At 38.6% G+C, this 19530-nt stretch carries 19 protein-coding genes; 1 reads left to right on the forward strand and 18 read right to left on the reverse strand.

Annotated elements, in window-relative coordinates; translation table 11 throughout:
- Positions 1-36: 36 nt before the first annotated feature.
- The 7 genes from grpE to H0Z36_RS06350 all read right to left on the reverse strand — a co-directional run bounded on the left by grpE (position 37) and on the right by H0Z36_RS06350 (position 7795).
- Complete coding sequence (gene grpE / locus H0Z36_RS06320; RefSeq protein WP_296864570.1) at positions 37-621, reverse strand: nucleotide exchange factor GrpE; 585 nt, start codon at positions 619-621, stop codon at positions 37-39.
- A gap of 18 nt (positions 622-639) precedes the next feature.
- Positions 640-2202 (reverse strand): TCP-1/cpn60 chaperonin family protein, encoded by a 1563-nt coding sequence (locus H0Z36_RS06325; RefSeq protein WP_296864573.1) that lies wholly within the window; start codon positions 2200-2202, stop codon positions 640-642.
- A 15-nt stretch (positions 2203-2217) separates the two neighbouring features.
- The gene (gene hrcA / locus H0Z36_RS06330; RefSeq protein WP_296864575.1) at positions 2218-3243 is read right to left on the reverse strand and encodes a heat-inducible transcriptional repressor HrcA; all 1026 of its coding nucleotides are present in this window, start codon (positions 3241-3243) and stop codon (positions 2218-2220) included.
- A 92-nt stretch (positions 3244-3335) separates the two neighbouring features.
- Positions 3336-4490, reverse strand: a complete 1155-nt coding sequence (gene hemW, locus H0Z36_RS06335; RefSeq protein WP_296864577.1) for a radical SAM family heme chaperone HemW — start codon at positions 4488-4490, stop codon at positions 3336-3338.
- A gap of 22 nt (positions 4491-4512) precedes the next feature.
- Positions 4513-6312 carry a translation elongation factor 4 gene (lepA, locus tag H0Z36_RS06340; protein ID WP_296864580.1) on the reverse strand — a complete coding sequence of 600 codons (1800 nt, stop codon included), beginning with the start codon at positions 6310-6312 and terminating at the stop codon, positions 4513-4515.
- 148 nt (positions 6313-6460) lie between these two features.
- Entirely contained in the window at positions 6461-6754 is a 294-nt protein-coding gene (locus H0Z36_RS06345) for a hypothetical protein (protein ID WP_296864582.1), read from the reverse strand.
- A gap of 6 nt (positions 6755-6760) precedes the next feature.
- Positions 6761-7795, reverse strand: coding sequence for a stage II sporulation protein P (locus H0Z36_RS06350; RefSeq protein ID WP_296864584.1), 1035 nt, complete (start codon positions 7793-7795; stop codon positions 6761-6763).
- Between the two features lie 149 nt (positions 7796-7944).
- On the opposite strand from H0Z36_RS06350, the gene rpsT reads away from it, so the two are divergent.
- On the forward strand, positions 7945-8211 hold the full coding sequence (rpsT, locus tag H0Z36_RS06355) for a 30S ribosomal protein S20 (RefSeq protein ID WP_296864586.1): 267 nt from the start codon (positions 7945-7947) through the stop codon (positions 8209-8211).
- A 25-nt stretch (positions 8212-8236) separates the two neighbouring features.
- Here rpsT and holA read toward each other — a convergent pair whose 3' ends face one another.
- The 11 genes from holA to H0Z36_RS06410 form a co-directional block, all read right to left on the reverse strand.
- The gene (gene holA, locus H0Z36_RS06360) at positions 8237-9208 is read right to left on the reverse strand and encodes a DNA polymerase III subunit delta (protein ID WP_296864588.1); all 972 of its coding nucleotides are present in this window, start codon (positions 9206-9208) and stop codon (positions 8237-8239) included.
- A gap of 89 nt (positions 9209-9297) precedes the next feature.
- Positions 9298-9636: a hypothetical protein gene (locus H0Z36_RS06365; protein WP_296864590.1), complete on the reverse strand. Its 339-nt coding sequence runs from the start codon at positions 9634-9636 to the stop codon at positions 9298-9300.
- Positions 9637-9704: 68 nt separating this feature from the next.
- Positions 9705-11012, reverse strand: a complete 1308-nt coding sequence (locus H0Z36_RS06370) for a pyrimidine-nucleoside phosphorylase (RefSeq protein WP_366508873.1) — start codon at positions 11010-11012, stop codon at positions 9705-9707.
- Positions 11009-12181 carry a phosphopentomutase gene (locus H0Z36_RS06375; protein ID WP_296864592.1) on the reverse strand — a complete coding sequence of 391 codons (1173 nt, stop codon included), beginning with the start codon at positions 12179-12181 and terminating at the stop codon, positions 11009-11011. The genes H0Z36_RS06370 and H0Z36_RS06375 overlap by 4 nt, the downstream gene beginning before the upstream one ends.
- 26 nt (positions 12182-12207) lie before the next feature.
- Entirely contained in the window at positions 12208-13098 is an 891-nt protein-coding gene (xerD, locus tag H0Z36_RS06380) for a site-specific tyrosine recombinase XerD (protein WP_296864594.1), read from the reverse strand.
- Positions 13099-13153: 55 nt separating this feature from the next.
- Entirely contained in the window at positions 13154-13411 is a 258-nt protein-coding gene (locus H0Z36_RS06385) for a hypothetical protein (RefSeq protein WP_296864596.1), read from the reverse strand.
- A 13-nt stretch (positions 13412-13424) separates the two neighbouring features.
- Positions 13425-14030, reverse strand: a complete 606-nt coding sequence (gene spoIIM / locus H0Z36_RS06390) for a stage II sporulation protein M (RefSeq protein WP_296864598.1) — start codon at positions 14028-14030, stop codon at positions 13425-13427.
- Between the two features lie 142 nt (positions 14031-14172).
- Positions 14173-16092, reverse strand: a complete 1920-nt coding sequence (locus H0Z36_RS06395) for a long-chain fatty acid--CoA ligase (protein ID WP_296864837.1) — start codon at positions 16090-16092, stop codon at positions 14173-14175.
- A gap of 233 nt (positions 16093-16325) precedes the next feature.
- Positions 16326-17678 (reverse strand): putative manganese-dependent inorganic diphosphatase, encoded by a 1353-nt coding sequence (locus tag H0Z36_RS06400; protein WP_296864600.1) that lies wholly within the window; start codon positions 17676-17678, stop codon positions 16326-16328.
- A gap of 28 nt (positions 17679-17706) precedes the next feature.
- Positions 17707-18381 (reverse strand): hypothetical protein, encoded by a 675-nt coding sequence (locus H0Z36_RS06405; protein WP_296864602.1) that lies wholly within the window; start codon positions 18379-18381, stop codon positions 17707-17709.
- Positions 18347-19528, reverse strand: a complete 1182-nt coding sequence (locus tag H0Z36_RS06410) for an endonuclease Q family protein (RefSeq protein ID WP_296864605.1) — start codon at positions 19526-19528, stop codon at positions 18347-18349. Before H0Z36_RS06410 ends, H0Z36_RS06405 begins: the two co-directional genes overlap by 35 nt.
- Positions 19529-19530: the final 2 nt, after the last annotated feature.

The raw sequence follows: 19530 nt of genomic DNA on the forward strand, positions 1-19530 counted from the left end.
AACACCTCCAAAAAATATAAATAGTTGATTATTTTCTCAGCTGCTTACTTTAACCAGGCTAGGTCTTATAACCCGCCCATGCATCAGATAGCCTTTTTGCAATTCAGCAATAACTGTATCTGCAGGGTGTTCACTGCTTTCTTCTACGGAAAGGGGCTGATGATACTCCGGATTAAAAGGCTTGCCTAAAGCCTCAATCGGCTCTACCCCTTCTGTCTGCATAATTTCATGCATCTTTTTCAAAATCATCTCCAAACCTTTTTTAAGGCTTTGGTAGTCCTCATTATCTTCAGAAGACTCCAAAGCCCTTTCTAAGTCGTCAACTACCGATAAAAACTTTTTTATAAGGGGAAGGGAGGCATATTTTATGTATTCTTCCCTTTCCCGGGCAGCTCTTTTCCTGAAATTTTCAAGTTCTGCCAAAGCCCTTAAATACATTTCATGATTTTTTTTAGCCTCAGCTTCCTTAGCCTCCAGTTCATTTCTAAGCCTGGTGAGTTCATCAATTTCACCTGCATCAGCTTCCCCTGTTGTAATTTCTTCCATAATTTCTGTATCTTCTGCTGCCTTGATTTCCTCTTCTTCGCTTATTTTTTCTTCTTTAAAATCCTTGTCAGACATAAAAAACTTCACCTCTTATCAACTTTTTTCAAAAGCATCCTGATTTAAAGCATCATCTTTCATCTTTATCAGCGTATTTATACGCAAAATAGCTACCGCCACTTCCCCAGCAGCCTTAACAGCATGTATTTTTACAGGGGCAGGATCTACTATTCCGCTTTTTAAAGCATCAATCAAATGTCCACTGTCGCTGTCAAAAGTAATGGAAGAAACCTTCTTCTGACGCTGGGCAAAACCTACATCTCCTAGCTTTTCCAAAGGATTAAATCCAGCATTGGTAGCCAAACAGTAAAACGGCTTAAGCAAAGCCTCTTTCAGGCAAAGAACTCCAAACGAAATCATTCCATCGAGGTTGCGCGCCAGCTCCTCCAACTGAGTCGCCAGCCAGACTTCCAGGGCTCCCCCTCCAGGAACAACTCCTCCTTTTAATGCTGCCTGCAATGAAGCAGCAGCATCTTTAGCAATCCTTTCCTTTTCCTCTGCCACTTCTTCGGTAGAAGCTCCGATAATTATGGTCGCCTGGTTTTCTCCTCCACCACCATAAAAGCAGGTTTTTTTAAGCTTATCATCTACTTTTACCAGGCAGGCAGTCCCTGTATAAGAATCTATAACCTGAATATCTTTTTTAAGAATAGTTCTTTTTACTTTTTTTGCCCCTGTATGGCGGCACAGCCTATCAATCTCCCGGGAAGAAACCCGGCTTAAAACCAGGACTTCTCTTTCCGCAAATACCTGTTCAGCAATATCATCAACCGAACTTTCAACCACTATCACATTTATCCCGGCATCACAAATTTTATTAAGGTTTCTTTCATAATCTTCTCTGGCTTTAAGATAGTAGCTGAAACCTGCTTCGGTTTTCAAGACTTCGTGTTCCGCATCAACCGGTTGCAGAGCATCATCAATTACCAAAATCCTTGCATTTTCTATTTTATCAGGCATTTCTTCATTTACCGGTTCTCTGTTTATAACTACTCCCCTGAAAACCTGATGTTCTGCCAGTTCACAGGCTAAAACTGTATCCGCTAACTTATAATCTCTTTCCTTGAGCTTTTCTATTCCTGCTAATTTAGCTCCTTTTAAAACCAGTTTGGCTATATCTTCCTGTCCTCTTCCCGCAACTTTAGCTACATTAAAAAGCAGTTTATCATCTAAATCTTCTATTTTTATCGTCTGACTTTGGATAAGCTCCAGGGTTTTATCGATCCCGTAATTTATCCCTTCAATGACCTTAGTAACGGGTACTCCCTTTAAAACACAACTGCAACCTTCTGCTACCAGACTGCCTGCTATAATAGTGGTGGTAGTAGTCCCGTCCCCCACCTCTGATTGCTGGGCCCGGGCAGTATTTATAATCATCCGAGCAGCAGGATGACTTACTTCCATAAACTTTAAAATAGTAACTCCGTCATTGCTTATAACTACATCTCCAAAACGGTCTACCATCATTATGTCAAGCCCTTTAGGTCCGATAGTGCCTTCCACAACCCGAGAAATAGCCCGGGCCGCGTTGGCATTATTCAAAAGGGTTTGAAATTTATCATCTACCTGCTGATTAGAAGATAAAAAATTTTCACCCATCTATACCTCCGAATTCTAGAAACGTTCTTTTAATATTTCCTCTAAGATTTTTCCTACTGTCTCGACTGTACCTGCAGCCTTCCAGTATTCCATTCGTATAGGTCCTATTACCCCTATCTTCCCTCTCTGTCCCAGTGTATTATATCCTGAAACTACCAAACTGATCTCCTTCACCCCTTCAATCTTGTTTTCAGTTCCTATGCGTATTTCCACTTCATCCGTTACATCTTCGGGAACAATACTCTTAAACAAAACCCCTTCATCTAATAAGGCCAGTATCTTCTTGAGTTTTTCCAAATCCTTAAATTCAGGCTCATTCAATATATTAAGGGTACCACTTATCACTAACCTTTCTTCCTCTGAAGTGGTAAGAATATACTCTACCGCGTCTAAAACCTTATCAATAAATTTTTTTCTTCGTCTAAGACTGTCCCTAATCATCCTAAGGTCACTTCGGCTTATATCATTAAGCCTTCTGCCACTAAAAACCTTATTCATAGCTTTACCAATAGTTTCTAAATCTCCCGGAGTAACTGATTCCGGAACATCTATCTTGCGGTGCATAATAAGACCGCTGTCAGTAACTGCAATAACCAAAGCCTTGTTTTCCTCTATAGGCAAAATCTGAAGATATTTAAAATGGCTCAGTGAAACCGAAGGAAAAATAACAAATGAAGCATAACTGGTGACTTGAGCTAAAAAATAACTGACTTTTTCTATTACCTCATTCCACTCATGTATATTATCCTGTAATATTTTTTGCAAAATCTCAATTTCCTTATCAGATAAAGCCTCTTTTTCCATCATGCAGTCCACATAATAGCGGTATCCCATCTGGGATGGAATACGCCCTGCCGAAGTATAAGGCTGCTCCAAATATCCCATTTCTTCTAAATCGGCCATCTCATTGCGAACTGTAGCTGGGCTTATGTTAAGTGCATGTTTCTTTACAACCGTCCTTGAACCTACCGGTTCGGCAGTTTCTACATAATCCTTTATGATAGATTCTAAAATGAGCTTTTTTCTGGCATCTAAAGTCATACTGATCACCTCTATTAGCACTCTCATTAGTTGAGTGCTAATCAGTATTTACTAAAAAAATAGCACCTGCAAATTTCTTTGTCAAGCACAGCTTAAACTATAAATCTGCATAATATATCATTGGAAATAAAATAACCTTTTTTAGTCAAATATATATACCCATTCTTTATTTCAAGCAGTTTTTCTTTCTCATATTTTTCAATTATAGTTTTATATTTTTTTTCGATGTCTATTCCAAAACGCATTTTAAACTCTAAAAGGTTAATTCCCCTGCAGAGTCTTAAACCTAATATAATCGCATCAGCTGCCAACATTTCAGAAGTATTCATAAACTCAAGCTCTTCTTGCAAAGGCTTTAATCCCTTTTCTAATCTTCTGATATATTCATAAACTGAAGCAATGTTGACAAAACGGCGACCTTCAAGATAACTTACAGCACCAGCACCTAAGCCTATATATTCTTCAGCATGCCAGTAAATCATATTATGTCTGCAAACAAAACCTGGTCGACAAAAATTAGAAAGTTCATAGTGTTCAAACCCACTATTTTCTAAATATTCTGTTCCTATATAATAAAAATCAGATACCATTTCCTCATCCGGCAAAGTAAACTTTCCTTCCGTAATCCGTTTAGCTAGGGGAGTAGATTCATCTAACTGAAGCAGATACATTGAAATATGGGATGGATTACATTCTATCGCCTTTTTAATATTATTTTCCCATTTTTTCACAGTCTGATCTGGAATGCCGTAAATGATATCGAGATTGAAATTCTTAATCCCTGAACGATGAAGAGCATCTACCGTTTCAAAAACTTCTTTTACCGTATGCGTTCTCCCCAAAACCTCAAGTTCAAAATTATCAAAGCTTTGAACCCCCAGAGAAAAACGGTTTACCCCTGCATTATAAAAATGACTAATCCTGCTTTCAGGCAGGGTAGCAGGATTAGCCTCAACAGTTATTTCTGTATCTTTTCTTAGATTAAACTTGCGGTTCAAGGTTTTAAGCAAAAGCTCCATCTGTGAACCGGATAAAAGAGAAGGGGTTCCTCCCCCTATATAAACAGTAGGAAAAATAGCGTCTTCTTTAAGCTCAATCTCTTCAATTTCCTTTATCAGAGCCTTGACATACTGCTCTAAAAGCCCGTTTTCAAAGCTGCCCAGAGAATAAAAATCACAGTAGCTGCATTTGCGCAGACAAAAAGGTATATGAACATAAATGCCGATTTTTCTAGCTTTATCCTCCACTTTATAACACCCCGGCTGAAAACTATTCATTTTCAATATTCAAAACAGTCATAAAAGCATCCTTTGGAACCTCCACATGTCCTATCTGCTTCATCCGCTTTTTACCTTCCTTTTGCTTTTCTAAAAGCTTTTTCTTACGGGTTATATCCCCGCCATAGCATTTGGCTAAAACGTCTTTGCGCAAAGGCTTTACTGTTTCACGGGCGATCACCTTGCTTCCTATTGCCGCCTGAATAACTACTTCATAAAGCTGACGGGGAATGATTTTTCTGAGCTTCTGCACTATTGCCCTGGCGCGATAATAAGCATTATCCCGATGGACAATAAAACTCAAAGCATCTACTACCTCGCCGTTAAGTAAAATATCAAGCTTAACCAGATCTGACTCTTCATATTCACTTATTTCATAATCTAAAGAAGCATAACCCCGGGTACGCGATTTTAACAAATCAAAAAAGTCATACAAGATTTCAGCTAATGGAAGTTTATAGGTTAACAAAATCCTCTGCTGGGATAAATACTCCATATTTATATATTTACCTCTTTTTTCCTGGCACAGTTCCATTACCGCACCAACATATTCAGAGGGAACCATTATAGATGCTTTTACAAAAGGTTCTAAAATCCTATCTATCTTCTGCGGCATCGGCCAGTGTTTGGGATTTTGCACTTCTGCCACTGAACCATCGGTAAGAACTACTCTATATACAACACTGGGTGCAGTAGCTAAAAGACTCAGGTCATACTCGCGTTCCAATCTTTCTTTAATTATTTCCATATGCAAAAGTCCCAAAAAACCGCACCTAAAACCAAAACCTAAGGCATCGGAACTTTCCGGCTCATAAAAAAGCGATGCATCATTGAGTTTAAGCTTATCTAAAGCATCCCTCAGCCTTTCAAAATCAGAATTTTCCAGTGGATAAAGCCCGCAATATACCATCGGCTTTACCACTTTATAGCCGGGCAAAGGCTTATCTGCCGGGTTGTCAGCCCGGGTTATAGTATCCCCCACCTTGGTATCGCTCACATTCTTTATGCTTGCCGCTAAATAGCCTACCTCTCCTGCCTGCAGAGAAGAAACTTCTGTCATATAAGGATTTAAAACACCTATTTCGGTAACTTCAAACTCTTTTCCCGTAGACATCATCCTTATGACATCACCTTTTCTTACTTCCCCTGTAACTACTCTGATATAAGAAATAGCTCCTTTATAAGGGTCAAAATAAGAATCAAAAATTAGAGCCTTAAGGGGTTCTGCAGAGCTTCCCTTTGGGGCAGGTATATATTTGACAATCGCTTCCAAAACCTCTTCAATGCCTATGCCCAGTTTTGCAGAAATAGGATAAATTTCATCCTTATCAAGACCTATGACATTTTCCATCTCTTCCTTTACTTCTTCAATACGGGCTCCAGGCAAATCTATTTTATTCAAAACACCTACTATTGTAAGATCTAAATCCATAGCCATATAAACATTGGCCAAAGTCTGCGCCTCTATCCCCTGTGAAGCATCAACTACCAGCAAGGCTCCCTCACAGGCAGCCAAGCTTCGGGAAACTTCATATGAAAAGTCAACATGCCCTGGAGTATCGATAAGGTTTAATATATATTCCTTACCATCCTTGGCTTTATAGTTAAGGCGAACCGGCTGCAGCTTTATAGTAATACCTTTTTCCCTTTCTAAATCCATCTTATCCAAAAACTGCTCCCGCATTTCCCGGTCAGTTATAGCACCGGTAAACTCAAGCAGCCTGTCGGCCAAAGTTGATTTACCATGGTCTATATGGGCAATTATGCTGAAATTCCTTATCCTTTCCTGCAATTTATAACCCTCCAAGCTGTGAACACTTCAAAATTATCCTATAAATTATACCTGATAAGTCGCAGCTATTCAATTGTGATAAAAAGCCTCATCTTTAAACGACCCATGGAAAAAGGACAGAAGGTTTATCCTTACTGCCCCTTAAATCTCAAATATCATAAAGAAAAACTACTTCAAATATGTGCCGTATCCTATAGAAGTGTTTTTCAACTCTATAAATAATCTCTTTTAATGATGATACAATTTCCTGTTTGTCAACTTTTATAGCATAATCACTCCCCAGGAAAGTAAAAACCAGCTTTCCCTCATCTACTTCAACATCGATTACGGCTCCTCTATCCTCCATAGTCAACTGATTAATTCCATAGTTGCTTATATTAAGCCCCATAGCCACCAGTAAAACTATAACTATTATCACGAATAACCTGTCTATTCTTGCCATAACCCGTTACACTTCCTTTTTTAAAATATTAATTAAAACATCAGCAAATAAATCTGCAGCATATAAAACTTCCTCCAAAGTATTATAATCACTGCCAAACTCTAATAAAAGTGCTTTTTCATGAAATTCCTGGTTATAAGTACCTGCTTTGGTCCTTACCCCTTTTATAAGGCCGGGATACATCCTTTCCCCTTCATTATATATATTTTGGGCAAAAATTAAATTTTTTCGCCAGTTGGGATGAGGTTTCCTTTCATCTGTCCCCACAATTATAAGAATACGGGCACTTTTTTTTCCCCCTATTTCAACTGTTTCACCTTGTGGGAGACCGGGAATACTGTCACGATGAATATCAAAAAGTGCTAATATCTTATCCTCGGTATTTAACACTCTTTTTACTGTTTCTCTAGAGTTAGCATAGCTTTTACTGTAATCCGGAAAATCATGAATGGTATCAATATATTCAGTCCTAAGTCCCCGCCTTTCAAGTTCAAAAGCTAAAGTTCTGGCAACTTCATCGACAAGCCCTCTTTCCCCTTCACATCTAGCCTTGCCGCTACTCGGCACATATGATTCAGCGGTATGAGTACAATACAAAACTGCTTTACATTCAGATGAAAAATCATATTTAACTATATCGCGTTCTTTAGTTTTCGTCTTCTCCCTTTTTATTACTGGAGTTTCCAGGTCGTTCTTCAACTTATCCTGCTCTTCATTCTTAGAAAAATCAGACGTATAAGCCAAAGCTTGAATAGTCGTTGCCATAAGTTCTTCATGAAAACTTTTGCCATATGTTTTTTCTCCTAAAATATTAGCACCACCGGAAAGAGCCAAATTGTTTTGAGCAAACAGGATTGAACCGGTTCTGCAGCCTAAATGAACTTTGGCAAAAGGCAACATAAGGTTTTCGATTCCATTTAGTGCAAAGTCTTTTTCCAACCATTTATTTATATCGACGCTTACCCCGGTAACCATCACCAGTAAAAAAACAGCAAGCAAGAAAATCCCACGTATAAAATGACCCAAATAAGCATTCTTCATCCTGTCCACCCCGGTTTCACCTGTGATCTTTAAAAATTTATGCAGGAGAACCAGGTATAGAACAAAAAAATAAGCGAAAGCCGGTTGCAATTTAAAATCAGTAATGATATAGTAATTCTGTTAGTGTAAACGTTTAAGGAGGTGAAATTTTGGCAAAGGGCAAAACACCAGCTAAACGGGCAAGAAAAGCTGAAGCTAATCGTTTAAGAAATAAGGCATATAAGAGCAGGCTTAAAACTGCAGAAAAAAAATACTTAGCTTCTCTTCAGGCCAATGACATAGAAAAAGCTAAAGAGAATCTGGTTAGTTTGATTTCTCTCATTGACAAGAGCGTTTCCAAGGGAATTATTCATAAGAACAAAGCTGCCCGCAAAAAATCCAGCCTTACCAAAAAACTTAACGAAATAGCAAAATAAGCCTGTCATACGACAGGTTTTATTTTTATCCACATATTTCGCTTATAACTGTTTCCATAATTATATCTTCATTTTGCGTTCCCATGCCGCCTTTTAAAGCTAAATCGATTTCTAAAAAGCGACTGAAAAAAAACTTAAGTTCCTCTGAACTGTAATTTTTAGCATAAACCGCCATTCTGTTTATAACAAAATTTTTTATACCAGTTTTCTCTTCAATCTGCTTTTTGTTGTAACCTTTTTCAAGATAAAATTTAACCTTTCCTAAAACCATAAACTGACGAACCACCATATATAATATAAAAATCACGCTTACACCTTGTTCCCGCAATTTATAATAGGCATCAAAAGCCTCTTTAAGGTCGCGTTTCAAAAGGGCATCGGTAAATTTAAAAACTTTAATCTCTTCCTTATTCTCAATTTCCCCAGCCACATCCTCTTCGGTCACAACCTCATTTTCCATAAGAGAAAGCTTTTCAATCAAATTAAAGATATAATACATATCCTGCCCGCTTTCTGCAAGCAAATTTACGGCTTCATGCTTTACTTTTTTGTTTCTCCGGGCAAATTCGCTTTCAATCCATTTCCGCAAAACAGGTTTGCTTAAAACCTCACATTTGATGACCTTGGTATTTTTCTTAAGCCATTGTGCTACTGGATTTGAAGCCTCACTTTCCAATCCGGCTATTACCAGCATCTGTCCTGCATAATCTCGCTTCACATACTCTTCCAACAACTGCACAATCTCTTCTAACTCAGCCTTTTTCCGTACTTTACCCAGCCAATAAGGGTTTTTAATTATCACCATTCGCTTTAAAGCAAAAAGCGGGCTGAAATCTAGCTTTTCCAAAAGTGCACGGGGATTTAAGGCTTCGGCATCCAAATATTCAATTTCTGCTCCTTCATCATTTAAAGAAAAATCTTTAACCAGCTTTCTGATCTCCTCATCAACTAAAAAAGCTTCCCTGCCGTGTATAAAGATAATATTACTATAGCCCATAAAAAAACCACTCCAAATTTTTTAATAAAGCACTTTATATTTCTTTTATTATTAAGAAAAGGTATACTCGGACTGTTCAATATAAATTATTATCCAAACCTCATTAAATCAGCATTAAGCACTACCGTTCCCGGAATATTCTTACCCTGGCTTTTGCCTCCTATCCAGGGACGCACACTAGTAGAACTAGTACTTATCTGGACTTCCCATCTTTCCAAGCCTTCAGCCGGAATATCAATGGTCGCTGTCGACCTGCTTGTAATCTTCAACTCTTGAGAAATTAGGAGCCGTTTGGGAGCAAAAGAAAGGTCATAAAGCCTTAACCTTGCCGTTCTTCTCCTTGATGAGTTATTAAGTATTTCTACCCTAATCTGATCTATGTCACTACTGCTGCTTATAGGGCCGGTAGTATAATTCACTACTGCCATATTTCTCATCCTTTCTTTAATTATTTCAATACTATCTTATGCGGATGAGAAAACAAATGATCTTTAAATTATTCAATTACTGCCATTATCAAGGGGCTCTTAAGAGGCGGATTATTGGTTATGTTATAAGCCTTAAGTATCTTTTCTTTTACTTCTTCCGCTTTTTCTTCAGAATTAGCATGAATTACCGCCAAACTATCCCCTTTTTCTACCCAGTTGCCTACCTTCCGTTTAAGCTCTATTCCTACCGCATAGTCTATTATATCATCTATTTTTCTCCTTCCTGCTCCTAAACACATAGCAGCATGTCCAATTTCATAAGCATCTATACCTGAAATATAGCCGCCTTTATCAGCTTTAACTTCAATACAAAAATCTGCCATTTTAAGCCCATAATTTTCTTTTGCTAAATCAATCTTTCCTCCTTGAGCTTCAACTATCTCTATAAATTTCTTAAGCCCTTTTCCGCTTGCAAGGAGTTCTTTTGCCTTCAAAAGTCCCTTATCAAAATCCTCAGCTTTTCCGCCTAAAACGAGCATATGGGAAGCTAAAGCCAAAGAAATCTCTTCTAAATCTTTAGGTCCTGATCCCTTCAGGGTATCTATCGCTTCTCTTACCTCCAGGGAATTACCCACCATATTGCCCAAAGGCTGCTCCATATCAGTAATAAGTGCTCTTACCTCCCGTCCCGCTCCCCTTCCTATTTTTACCATTAGTTTGGCCAGCTGGACTGCCTCTTCTTTATTTTTCATAAATGCCCCCTTACCTACTTTAACGTCGAGGACAATTCCTGAAGCCCCAGCTGCCAGTTTCTTACTCATAACGCTGGAAGCAATAAGCGGAATACTCTCAACGGTAGCAGTTACATCTCTTATTGCATAAAGTTTTTTATCAGCTGGAACTAAATTGCCAGTTTGGGAAACAACTGCCGCTTTTATCCGGTTTACCTGTTCTATGAATCTATGATGACTCATCTCTACTTTAAACCCTGGAATTGATTCAAATTTATCTATCGTACCGCCGGTATGTCCTAAACCTCTCCCCGACATTTTAGCTACCGGCACTCCGGCTGCCGCCACCAAGGGAATAACTACCATGGTCGTCTTGTCCCCTACTCCACCGGTGCTGTGTTTATCCACTGTTTTGCCTTTGACCCCTGATAAGTCCACTTTTTCGCCTGATTCGGCCATAGCTAATGCTAAGTCACTAGTCTCCCTTTCACTCATGCCTTTAAAATAAACAGCCATAGCAAAGGCAGATATTTGATAATCAGCCATAGAACCATCGCTTATCCCTTTAACCAAAAGGCGAATTTCTTCTGTACTAAGCTCCTTTCCATCCCTTTTAGCCTTTATAATATCCTGGTAATTCATCATAAAGTCCTCACCAGCCTGTAAAAACTTTCTCCAGCCAAACCCTCAATCTTTATATCTAAATGCTCTGCTGCAGTTTGTCCAACATCAGCCAAACTCTTTCTAATCCCTAAATCAACATTCTTCTTTATTCTCTTTCCATAAACCAATAGAGGAACATATTCTCTGGTGTGATCAGTCCCCGGAGCAGTAGGGTCACAACCGTGGTCAGCAGTAATTATAAGCATATCTTCCTTCGTCATCCGTTCAATCACTTCCGGAAGGCGCAGGTCAAACTCCTCTAAAGCCTTGGCATAGCCTTTAGCATCATTGCGGTGCCCGTAAAGCTGGTCAAAATCAACCAGATTAACAAATATAAGCCCTTCCTCATGTTTTTCCATAGCATTTACCAGTTTATCCATCCCATCCATATTGTTTTTTGTCGGATAAGATGTCTTTATCCCCCTGCCGGCAAATATATCTTTTATTTTTCCTATGCCAATCGTCTCCTTGCCCTGCTCTAAAACAGCATCTAAAATATTGTAAGCCGGTTCTACCGGATAATCATGCCGGTTAGCTGTTCGGTAAAAATTTACTGGTTCTCCTAAAAAAGGTCGGGCAATAACCCTTCCTACTCGATGCTTTCCGGTTAGCATAGAACGCGCTATCTTGCACATATTATAAAGTTCTTCTAGAGGAATAACTTCTTCATGAGCAGCAATCTGAAAAACACTGTCAGCAGACGTATACACAATAGGGTATCCAGTTTTTATGTGTTCCTTTCCTAACTGTTTTATAATTTCAGTTCCAGAAGCGGCAACATTGCCTAAAACCTTTTTCCCTATCCTTTTTTCAAATTCTTCTATAATCTCAGGAGGAAATCCCTCGGGATAAGTAGGAAAAGGCTCTTCGATTATAAGACCCATCATTTCCCAGTGTCCAGTTGTAGTGTCTTTTCCTTTTGACCTTTCCTGAATAATGCCATAAGCCCCTTTTGCCCTTACGGGCTTAACCCCCATTATTTCCGCTATATTGCCAAGCCCCATAGCTTCCATGTTTGGAAGACTAAGCCCGCCAACCGCTCGTGCGGTATTAACCAGCGTATTTACTCCCCTGTCACCATACTCATGGCTATCCGGCATCTCCCCTATTCCCACACTGTCTAGGACAATGATTATGACTCTCTTTTTCATGTCTTTTTCCTCCTTTAATTCCACATCTAAGCCCTGGGATGACATTCATTGTATATTTCCCGAAGCCTGCTTTTGGTAAGATGGGTGTATATTTGGGTAGTCGATATATCAGCATGTCCTAAAATTTCCTGCACCACCCTTAAATCAGCCCCATTTTCCAGAAGATGAGTAGCAAAAGAATGCCTTAAAGTATGCGGCGTTACTTCTTTGTTTATATTAGCTTTTTTGGCATAATTAGCCAAAATTTTAAAAAACCCTTGCCGGCTCATTTTCTTGCCTTTAGCATTTACAAACAAAGTTCTTTCAAAATGGTTTTTTACCAAAAAATTGCGGGATTTCGAAAGATACCTGCCTATCCAATCCAGTGAAGTCTGATTTACCGGGATTATTCTTTCCTTTCTTCCCTTGCCAAAACATCTTAAAAATCCAGCTGTCATATTAATATCATCAATATTGAGAGATAAAAGCTCTGACACCCTTATCCCGGTTCCATACATAAGCTCCAGCATAGCCCGATCTCTTATACCTATAGGGGTCAGGACATCAGGCTGTTGCATAAGCTTTTCCACTTCAGCAACACTTAAAACATCAGGCAACTTCCTTTTAACCCTGGGAGTTTCCAGATTAACCGTAGGATTTTTTTCAACATAGCCTTCCATCTGCAAAAATTTATAAAAAGATTTTATACAGGAAAGGCTGCGGGCAACTGTAGAATGAGCCGCTCCTTTTTCAAGCTGCCATCCTAAAAAATCTAAAATATCGTCCTTTCCTATATCATTTGGTTCTTTAAACTTGTCCTTCTGTTTGAGAAAAGAAAAAAACTTGTCTAAATCACGGCGGTAGGATTCTACCGAATTAGAAGACAAACCTTTTTCATAAATCAGGTATTCAATAAATGCAGCTTTATATCTTTCCATATATTCTCTCCCAAAGTTTTCTTTTTAAATTTGACAAATAATAAATATTATCCTGCTAATCCTCATAATAAAACTCCTGCAAATCAAACACCAACGAATCTATCATCTGGTCAAAACGGCTTGACTTTTCTTTTTCTACCCGCATAGGATTACCGCTTGGCTCTTCTTCATCAAAAAAACTATTCCACACCGGAATTATATCCTGCAAACTTCCAGCTACATAAGGTACCACCAGGGTAAAAGATATTATAAGAACCAGGACAGCCAAAAATCTTATAGCTTTTTTCTTCCAGTTTCTTATTATAATTATCATTCCTTTCACCTCCTTAAAAAACTATACTTAAAAACCAGGGAACTAAATAGGCTTCGATAAGAGCCCCTAAAGCGAGAAAAAACAAGACTGCTAAAAGGAGCAAGGTATAAACAAATATTCCTCTGAATAAAGGCATGGCTTGATTTTGATTCCCTTTCAATATGTAGAGTGAAAAATCAAAAGCAGTTACCGCCCAAAAAATAAAAAGGGGAATATATACGAGATTTTGCGGCAAAACCGATAAAAGAGCTATGATCACACCTGAACCGGCCTTCTCATGAATCAAAAAACCGGTAGTAAACCCCAGAGAAAAGCCGCGAAAAAATACCACTGCCAAAATCAAAGGAAAACCTATTACAGTAAGCCCTAAAAACCATATAAGCAAAAGCATCTCAGCCTGATTTAAAAATGCCTTTAAAAACAATTCATTTCCCTCGAGATGTAAACTGTAATCCAAATAATTATCAACCAACTCTAATAAATATCCTCTCACCCCCCCTTCCAAAGCAGTTGACTTATAATTACCCAAGAAGATACCGATGGCTAGAACAGCTACTATAAATATGTATTTAAAAAGATTATCTTTTATATGATTTTTAAAAACTTCCTTAAAACGCATATTCTTCTCCTTTTAATAATTCCTGAAACAAAGAAGCTTCTTAAAAATAATATTTTATAAAAATCAACTTTATGCTCTTAATCAAAACATATAAAAAAGCCGCCCGGACTTATAAGTCCGGGCGGCACTACATTTAATCAGTTTATTTTTTTCGTTCGTACATATCTTCTATAACATCTGCATAATGTTGTAAAACAACCCGTTTTTTTGTTTTCTGAGTAGGGGTAAGCTCGCCATTTTCCTCGGTAAAACGCCGCTTAATTATGGTATATTGCTTGATAGATTCAAATTCTTCCAACTGCTTATTAGCTTCCTTTACTGCCTGTTCAACCATATCTTTGAGCAAAGGCTGATTTACAAAATCTTCTCCTACTTCAACACAAAGCTGAGTTCCGCCAACTTCAGAATAAATCAGCTTACTCTTATCATAGCTGATGCCTTCTTTTTCAAACAATTCCATAAAATAAGCAAAATTAGGCACAATTAATGCTGATATGTATTTGCGTTCATCACCTATAATAAATATTTGTTCCACTGCAATACTGGTGGTAAAAAGGCTTTCAATTTTAGCAGGTGCCACATTTTTACCGGTTGCCAAACATATTATAGCTTTCTTACGGTCAACTATCTTATAATAGCCATTTTCATCCTTTACTGCTATATCACCAGTTTTAAACCAACCATCTTCCGTAAATGCTTCCGCCGTTTCTTCCGGCTTGTTAAGATAACCTGCAAATAACCCTGCACCGCTTACTTCTATTTCTCCATCAGGGGCAAGCCGCACCTTAGAGCCATTAGCTTCTGGGCCAACATAACCAGGCTTAGCAGCGCGCATCGGATTATAAGTTACAGCCGAACAAGTTTCACTCAGACCATAACCTTCCAAAACCGGAACCCCCACTATATAGAAAAATTTCAACAAATCAGGAGCAATTCCCGCACTAGCTGAAAAAGCAAACCTAAACCTATTTCCAAACAATTCCCGAACTTTGGCAAAAAGCTTATCAGCCAGCATATATTTAAATCTCAAACCGAAAGGAAGCCTTGATTTTAAATCAAACTCCCAAGTCATATTGTATCTGCCGTATTCGTCCATTCGGTATTTTACCGCTTCTTCGCCTACCTTTAAAGCCCAGTCAAAAAGCTTTTTCTTGGTCGGACTAGAATCAAGCTGCTGCTGAAACTGCATATATATCCTCTCATAAAGCCTGGGAACACAACTAAACCATGTAGGGTTGTATTTCTTCAGATCCTGCATCAATGTGGAAGGACTGTCCGCATAAGCAATGGTTGCTCCATGCCAAATAGCAGTCCACTGGGAACATCCGCGGTCAAATATGTGGGATAAAGGCAGAAATGAAAGAACAGTATCATTTTCGTCAAGCGGATGTCCGCTAGCGTTAAAATAATCATGGGTCCCATCCATACGCGAAGACATGCTCCAGTGGGTAAGTATTACCCCTTTACCCTGCCCGGTAGTTCCTGAAGTATATAATATAGTAGCCCAATCTTCCAAGACATTGCTCTGCCAGCGTGAATCATAAACTTTTTTCTGTTTCTCCCAATTCTTCTTTCCTAAATCCAAAAGTTCCTGCAAGTTCATGACTTTAGGATGATTTGATTCGTATTTGAAATCAAGAATTATAATCTTTTCAAGTTTAGACATTTCACTAAGTCCCGGAAGCACCCGGTTCAGTATTTGTTCATCTCCAACAAAAAGATATCTGCTCTCAGAATCATTAACAATATAAGAAATCTCACTCAAAGAAAGGGTAGGATAAATAGTTACCAAAACTCCTCCACAGTTTATTACCGCTACATCAGTATGCGTCCAATAAGGGCTGTTCTTAGCCATTATAGCAACCCGCTCTTTTCTTTCCAGACCTAAACTTAAGAGAGCACATCCTATAAGCTCTACCCTTTCTGCCATCTCCTTCCAGGTAAACCTTCCCCCATTATCCCCATTATACAGGTCAGAGTTGAAAAGCTGAGCCGTCCTATTGGGAAAATTGTTGACCGTGTGGTAAAACGCTTGGCTCATGGTAAGTCCCTTCTTATACATCACATATGCCCCCCAAATATTTTTTAATTAAACATTTATCCTTTGCAAAAAATAAAATTTACATTTTTTTGGCAGATTAAGTCAATATTTCGTTCGATATATTTTGCTTATAAATATTTTATTTCATTATTTTTGTTATTTCAAGTTAAAATAATAACTGTTATTATGTAATTAAAAAATTTATCACTAAATACAAAAAAGCAGCTGTTTTAAAACAGCCGCCTCAGACATTATTATATTGCATTAGCCTTGCGCAGAGCTTCATAAAGCACCGGAACCACCTGCTTCTTACGTGACATTACTCCCTTTAAAAAAATGCTGCCATCGTGTCTTTTATTCCCAAAAGCTTCCTCAACTAAAAAAGCTTTATCTCCGCTTATAATAAGCTCAGTCCCTTCTTCCATAATATCTGTAACCATCAAACACATAAAAGCATAATTACTACGCCTACATATTTCTTCCATAGTTTTTATAAGGCTTTGCTTGCGCTCGGAGAATTTGGCAAAATCTACGGTCTCAATTTGAGATATAGCAAAAATCGTATTGCCGCTCATATATTCTTTTAAATCTTCATTTATAAGGTCTTCATCACTTGCCTTTTCAAAGTGGTCGCTGTTGTTAAATATCTTCTTTCCCCAATCTAGAGGATCCAAACCTGAAAACTCAGCCAGTCTTTGCGCAACCCTTCGGTCTCTCTCCGTAGTAGTAGGAGATTTAAAAATCATGGTATCGGATAAAATACCAGACAGCATAAGTCCTGCCAGATTAGTATTTATAAAAAGCCGGTTTTCCAAAAACATTTCACCAATCAAGGTGCAGGTAGAACCTACCGGCTCATTATGAAAATAAATCGGAGAAATAGTTTCTACATCTCCTATACGATGATGGTCAACAATTTCTAGGATTTCCGCCTCTTCAATTCCATTCACCGCCTGTTTACGCTCATTATGGTCGACTAATATCAGTCTTTTTCTTTTCATATCTAAAAGATTATGTCTAGAGATCATACCCAGATAGCGGTTTTGTTCATCAACCACCGGATAATTACGGTAGCGGGTAGCAAGCATCTGTTTTCTAACTTCACTTACTGTCTCATCCTTTTCAAAAAGCACCAAGTCACGCGTTTTCATAATATCAGCAACTTTACGGTCAAAAATTTCCCTCAAAATACGCGGACTTTGCTCAATATCCTGCCCTTTACCAAGATTATCTAAAAAAATCATGGCTAAATCCCCTATAGTCAAAAGACCCAAAAACTGTTTTTCATCATTTAATACCGGCAAAGTCTTTATATTATGCTTGCGCATCAGGTTGCCCAGCTCCATTATGTTCATGTCAATGGTAGCATAAACCGGATCTTTGTCTTCCAGCAAATCTTCCACCGTTGTGCGAACATTATCCAAAACTAAAGGAGGCTCAAATTCAAGTTCTTTTAAAAGCCAAAGTATATCATCCGTTAATTCACCGGCTGCAGCAGCAACATATAAACCTTTATCAGTTATCTGCTTATACACTTTATAGCTTATTGCAGCGGCAACTGAATCTATATCTGGGTTTTTATGTCCAATTACATATACAGGTTTCATATCATATTACCTCCTTATCAATAAAAAGCTACCTCAATATGTCATATCTTTCCAGAAAAATATTAGTTATGAACTGAGCAGCCAAAACATCCTCCATTGAATTTCGGCTGGCTGCAACCACAGCTATGCCTCTCTCTTTATCAGTCATTTTTTCAATAGCACGCTTAGCTGCCGTAAGAGCAGGCTGCACACCTTTCTTATGCAGGGTACGGGCTATGGTGCCGGTTATAACCTGGCGCGTTTCCACAAAAGCGGCATCATAAGCTACCCCTCCCGTATCTGTAACTGCTACCACCACCCGGTCTTTCATATCTACAAGTTTAGGAGTTTCTGCTCCAATATTTGGGATTACTGCTTCAATAATCCCTTTCTCACTTTCTATGCCTTTTATAACCTTGGTGCAGCGGGTAATACGTTCCTCATCCGAACCTACCCGCGGTTCGGAGACTATTATTATCCCCCTGTTTTTTTCTCTGGCAAGCCTTCCAGCTTCTCTGCCTATTTTCTCCGGCATAACCGGCACTGGAGCCCGGGTAAAATCAGGACTGGCACCTAAAACCGCATAAGCTCCAGCGTCCAACGCACTTTCTAAAGTAGTTGACATATCTATTACATCTACTATTATAACCAGCATACCTTCGCGCGCTGCTTGTCTTGCTCCACTAGCATCAGTCGTCGTTATTACAAGGGGCGATTTTGCCATAATACCCTCCGCCTCCTGGCAAAATAGTAAGCTCTTCATTTCTCATTTTCTGTATACTTTGGGCGACCTTTCGCCCTGCAACTCTCTCAATATCTTCTACTGGAACCGTCTCGGTTATTTCTATTTCGCTGCGATAAACTTTTAGAAGCTTTTCGATAGTTTTTATTCCTATTCCCGGAAGTTCTTTTAAAGGTACCCGATATTTATAAGGAGCCCTTCCTACTGGATGATGAGGTTCCTCATAATCCCTTATCTCATATACCCGGTCTAAAACCCCTTTTACCAATTTCGAATCACTGCCGCAAAAAGTGCATTTTAAAACCGGCGGGGGAGAATCAGCAATTCTCCCGCATTCCAAACAAAAACTGCGGTGATATTTCCCTAGCCTTGGATCCATACCATAATTAGCCTTAATCCGACGTCCATCATATCCTTCAATACATAATTTCAGTTCAGTAAAACTTAATTCCCGCATGGAAAACAGATTATATTCCCTTCCTACATTAGCTGAAGAATGTGCATCTGAATTAGATAAAAAAGTAAAGCGATAAGCTTCTTTAAGCATATCCGCCATATCAGTATCAGCACTCAAACCCAGCTCTATTGTTTTTATCTGAACTGCATCTTTTCCTAAAAATTTATCAATACTACCGGTAAGCATCCCATATATTCCTTTATGAGGGGTAAATGCATGAGCCGGACATATAAAACCTTCAAGCAGTATCGCAAGATTGATAAGTTCGGGAAGAGTAGCCGTCGTTTTCTGGGTAGAAAGGTTTAAATTAGTAACCCTTTTTTGCATGTATTTTTGATAATTATAGAGGCTTTCTAAATTGGGCAAATATAATACAACATGAGCTCCTTCAGCTGTTTCAATTTCGCAGCCGGTAATAAGCATTACTCCATTTGAAGCTATAAATCCCCCTTTAGAATGAGGAATTAATTCTCCGTCTTTTATCATTTCTTCTATTTCGGCAGTAACCAGGGGACTTCCAGCATCGACGATCCCTATTATATCAAGTCCTTTTCTTTCAGCATCTATAAATAAAATTCTTCTTAAATCAAGCTGGCGGGAAGCTGTTATCTTAACCGGCTTTCCTCCTGCCTTTCCTATATGTATATGTAAATCTCCAAAGAACTGGCGCAAAG

Origin of the sequence: Thermosyntropha sp. (assembly GCF_017656155.1) — a bacterium.
In the GTDB taxonomy this organism is placed as follows: Bacteria; Bacillota; Syntrophomonadia; order Syntrophomonadales; family Syntrophomonadaceae; genus Thermosyntropha.

Bases quoted from the DNA above. Each gene is read 5' to 3' on its own strand.
- H0Z36_RS06365 (WP_296864590.1), bottom strand. From the start codon at position 9,636: ATGGCAGTAGTGAATTATACTACCGGCCCTATAAGCAGCAGTAGTGAC.
- H0Z36_RS06405 (WP_296864602.1), bottom strand. From the start codon at position 18,381: ATGGCAAAATCGCCCCTTGTAATAACGACGACTGATGCTAGTGGAGCA.
- grpE (WP_296864570.1), bottom strand. From the start codon at position 621: ATGTCTGACAAGGATTTTAAAGAAGAAAAAATAAGCGAAGAAGAGGAA.
- spoIIM (WP_296864598.1), bottom strand. From the start codon at position 14,030: ATGCGTTTTAAGGAAGTTTTTAAAAATCATATAAAAGATAATCTTTTT.
- H0Z36_RS06395 (WP_296864837.1), bottom strand. From the start codon at position 16,092: ATGTATAAGAAGGGACTTACCATGAGCCAAGCGTTTTACCACACGGTC.
- H0Z36_RS06385 (WP_296864596.1), bottom strand. From the start codon at position 13,411: ATGATAATTATAATAAGAAACTGGAAGAAAAAAGCTATAAGATTTTTG.
- H0Z36_RS06400 (WP_296864600.1), bottom strand. From the start codon at position 17,678: ATGAAACCTGTATATGTAATTGGACATAAAAACCCAGATATAGATTCA.
- H0Z36_RS06325 (WP_296864573.1), bottom strand. From the start codon at position 2,202: ATGGGTGAAAATTTTTTATCTTCTAATCAGCAGGTAGATGATAAATTT.
- H0Z36_RS06370 (WP_366508873.1), bottom strand. From the start codon at position 11,012: ATGATGAATTACCAGGATATTATAAAGGCTAAAAGGGATGGAAAGGAG.
- H0Z36_RS06345 (WP_296864582.1), bottom strand. From the start codon at position 6,754: ATGGCAAGAATAGACAGGTTATTCGTGATAATAGTTATAGTTTTACTG.
- xerD (WP_296864594.1), bottom strand. From the start codon at position 13,098: ATGGAAAGATATAAAGCTGCATTTATTGAATACCTGATTTATGAAAAA.
- H0Z36_RS06350 (WP_296864584.1), bottom strand. From the start codon at position 7,795: ATGAAGAATGCTTATTTGGGTCATTTTATACGTGGGATTTTCTTGCTT.
- holA (WP_296864588.1), bottom strand. From the start codon at position 9,208: ATGGGCTATAGTAATATTATCTTTATACACGGCAGGGAAGCTTTTTTA.
- H0Z36_RS06375 (WP_296864592.1), bottom strand. From the start codon at position 12,181: ATGAAAAAGAGAGTCATAATCATTGTCCTAGACAGTGTGGGAATAGGG.
- hrcA (WP_296864575.1), bottom strand. From the start codon at position 3,243: ATGACTTTAGATGCCAGAAAAAAGCTCATTTTAGAATCTATCATAAAG.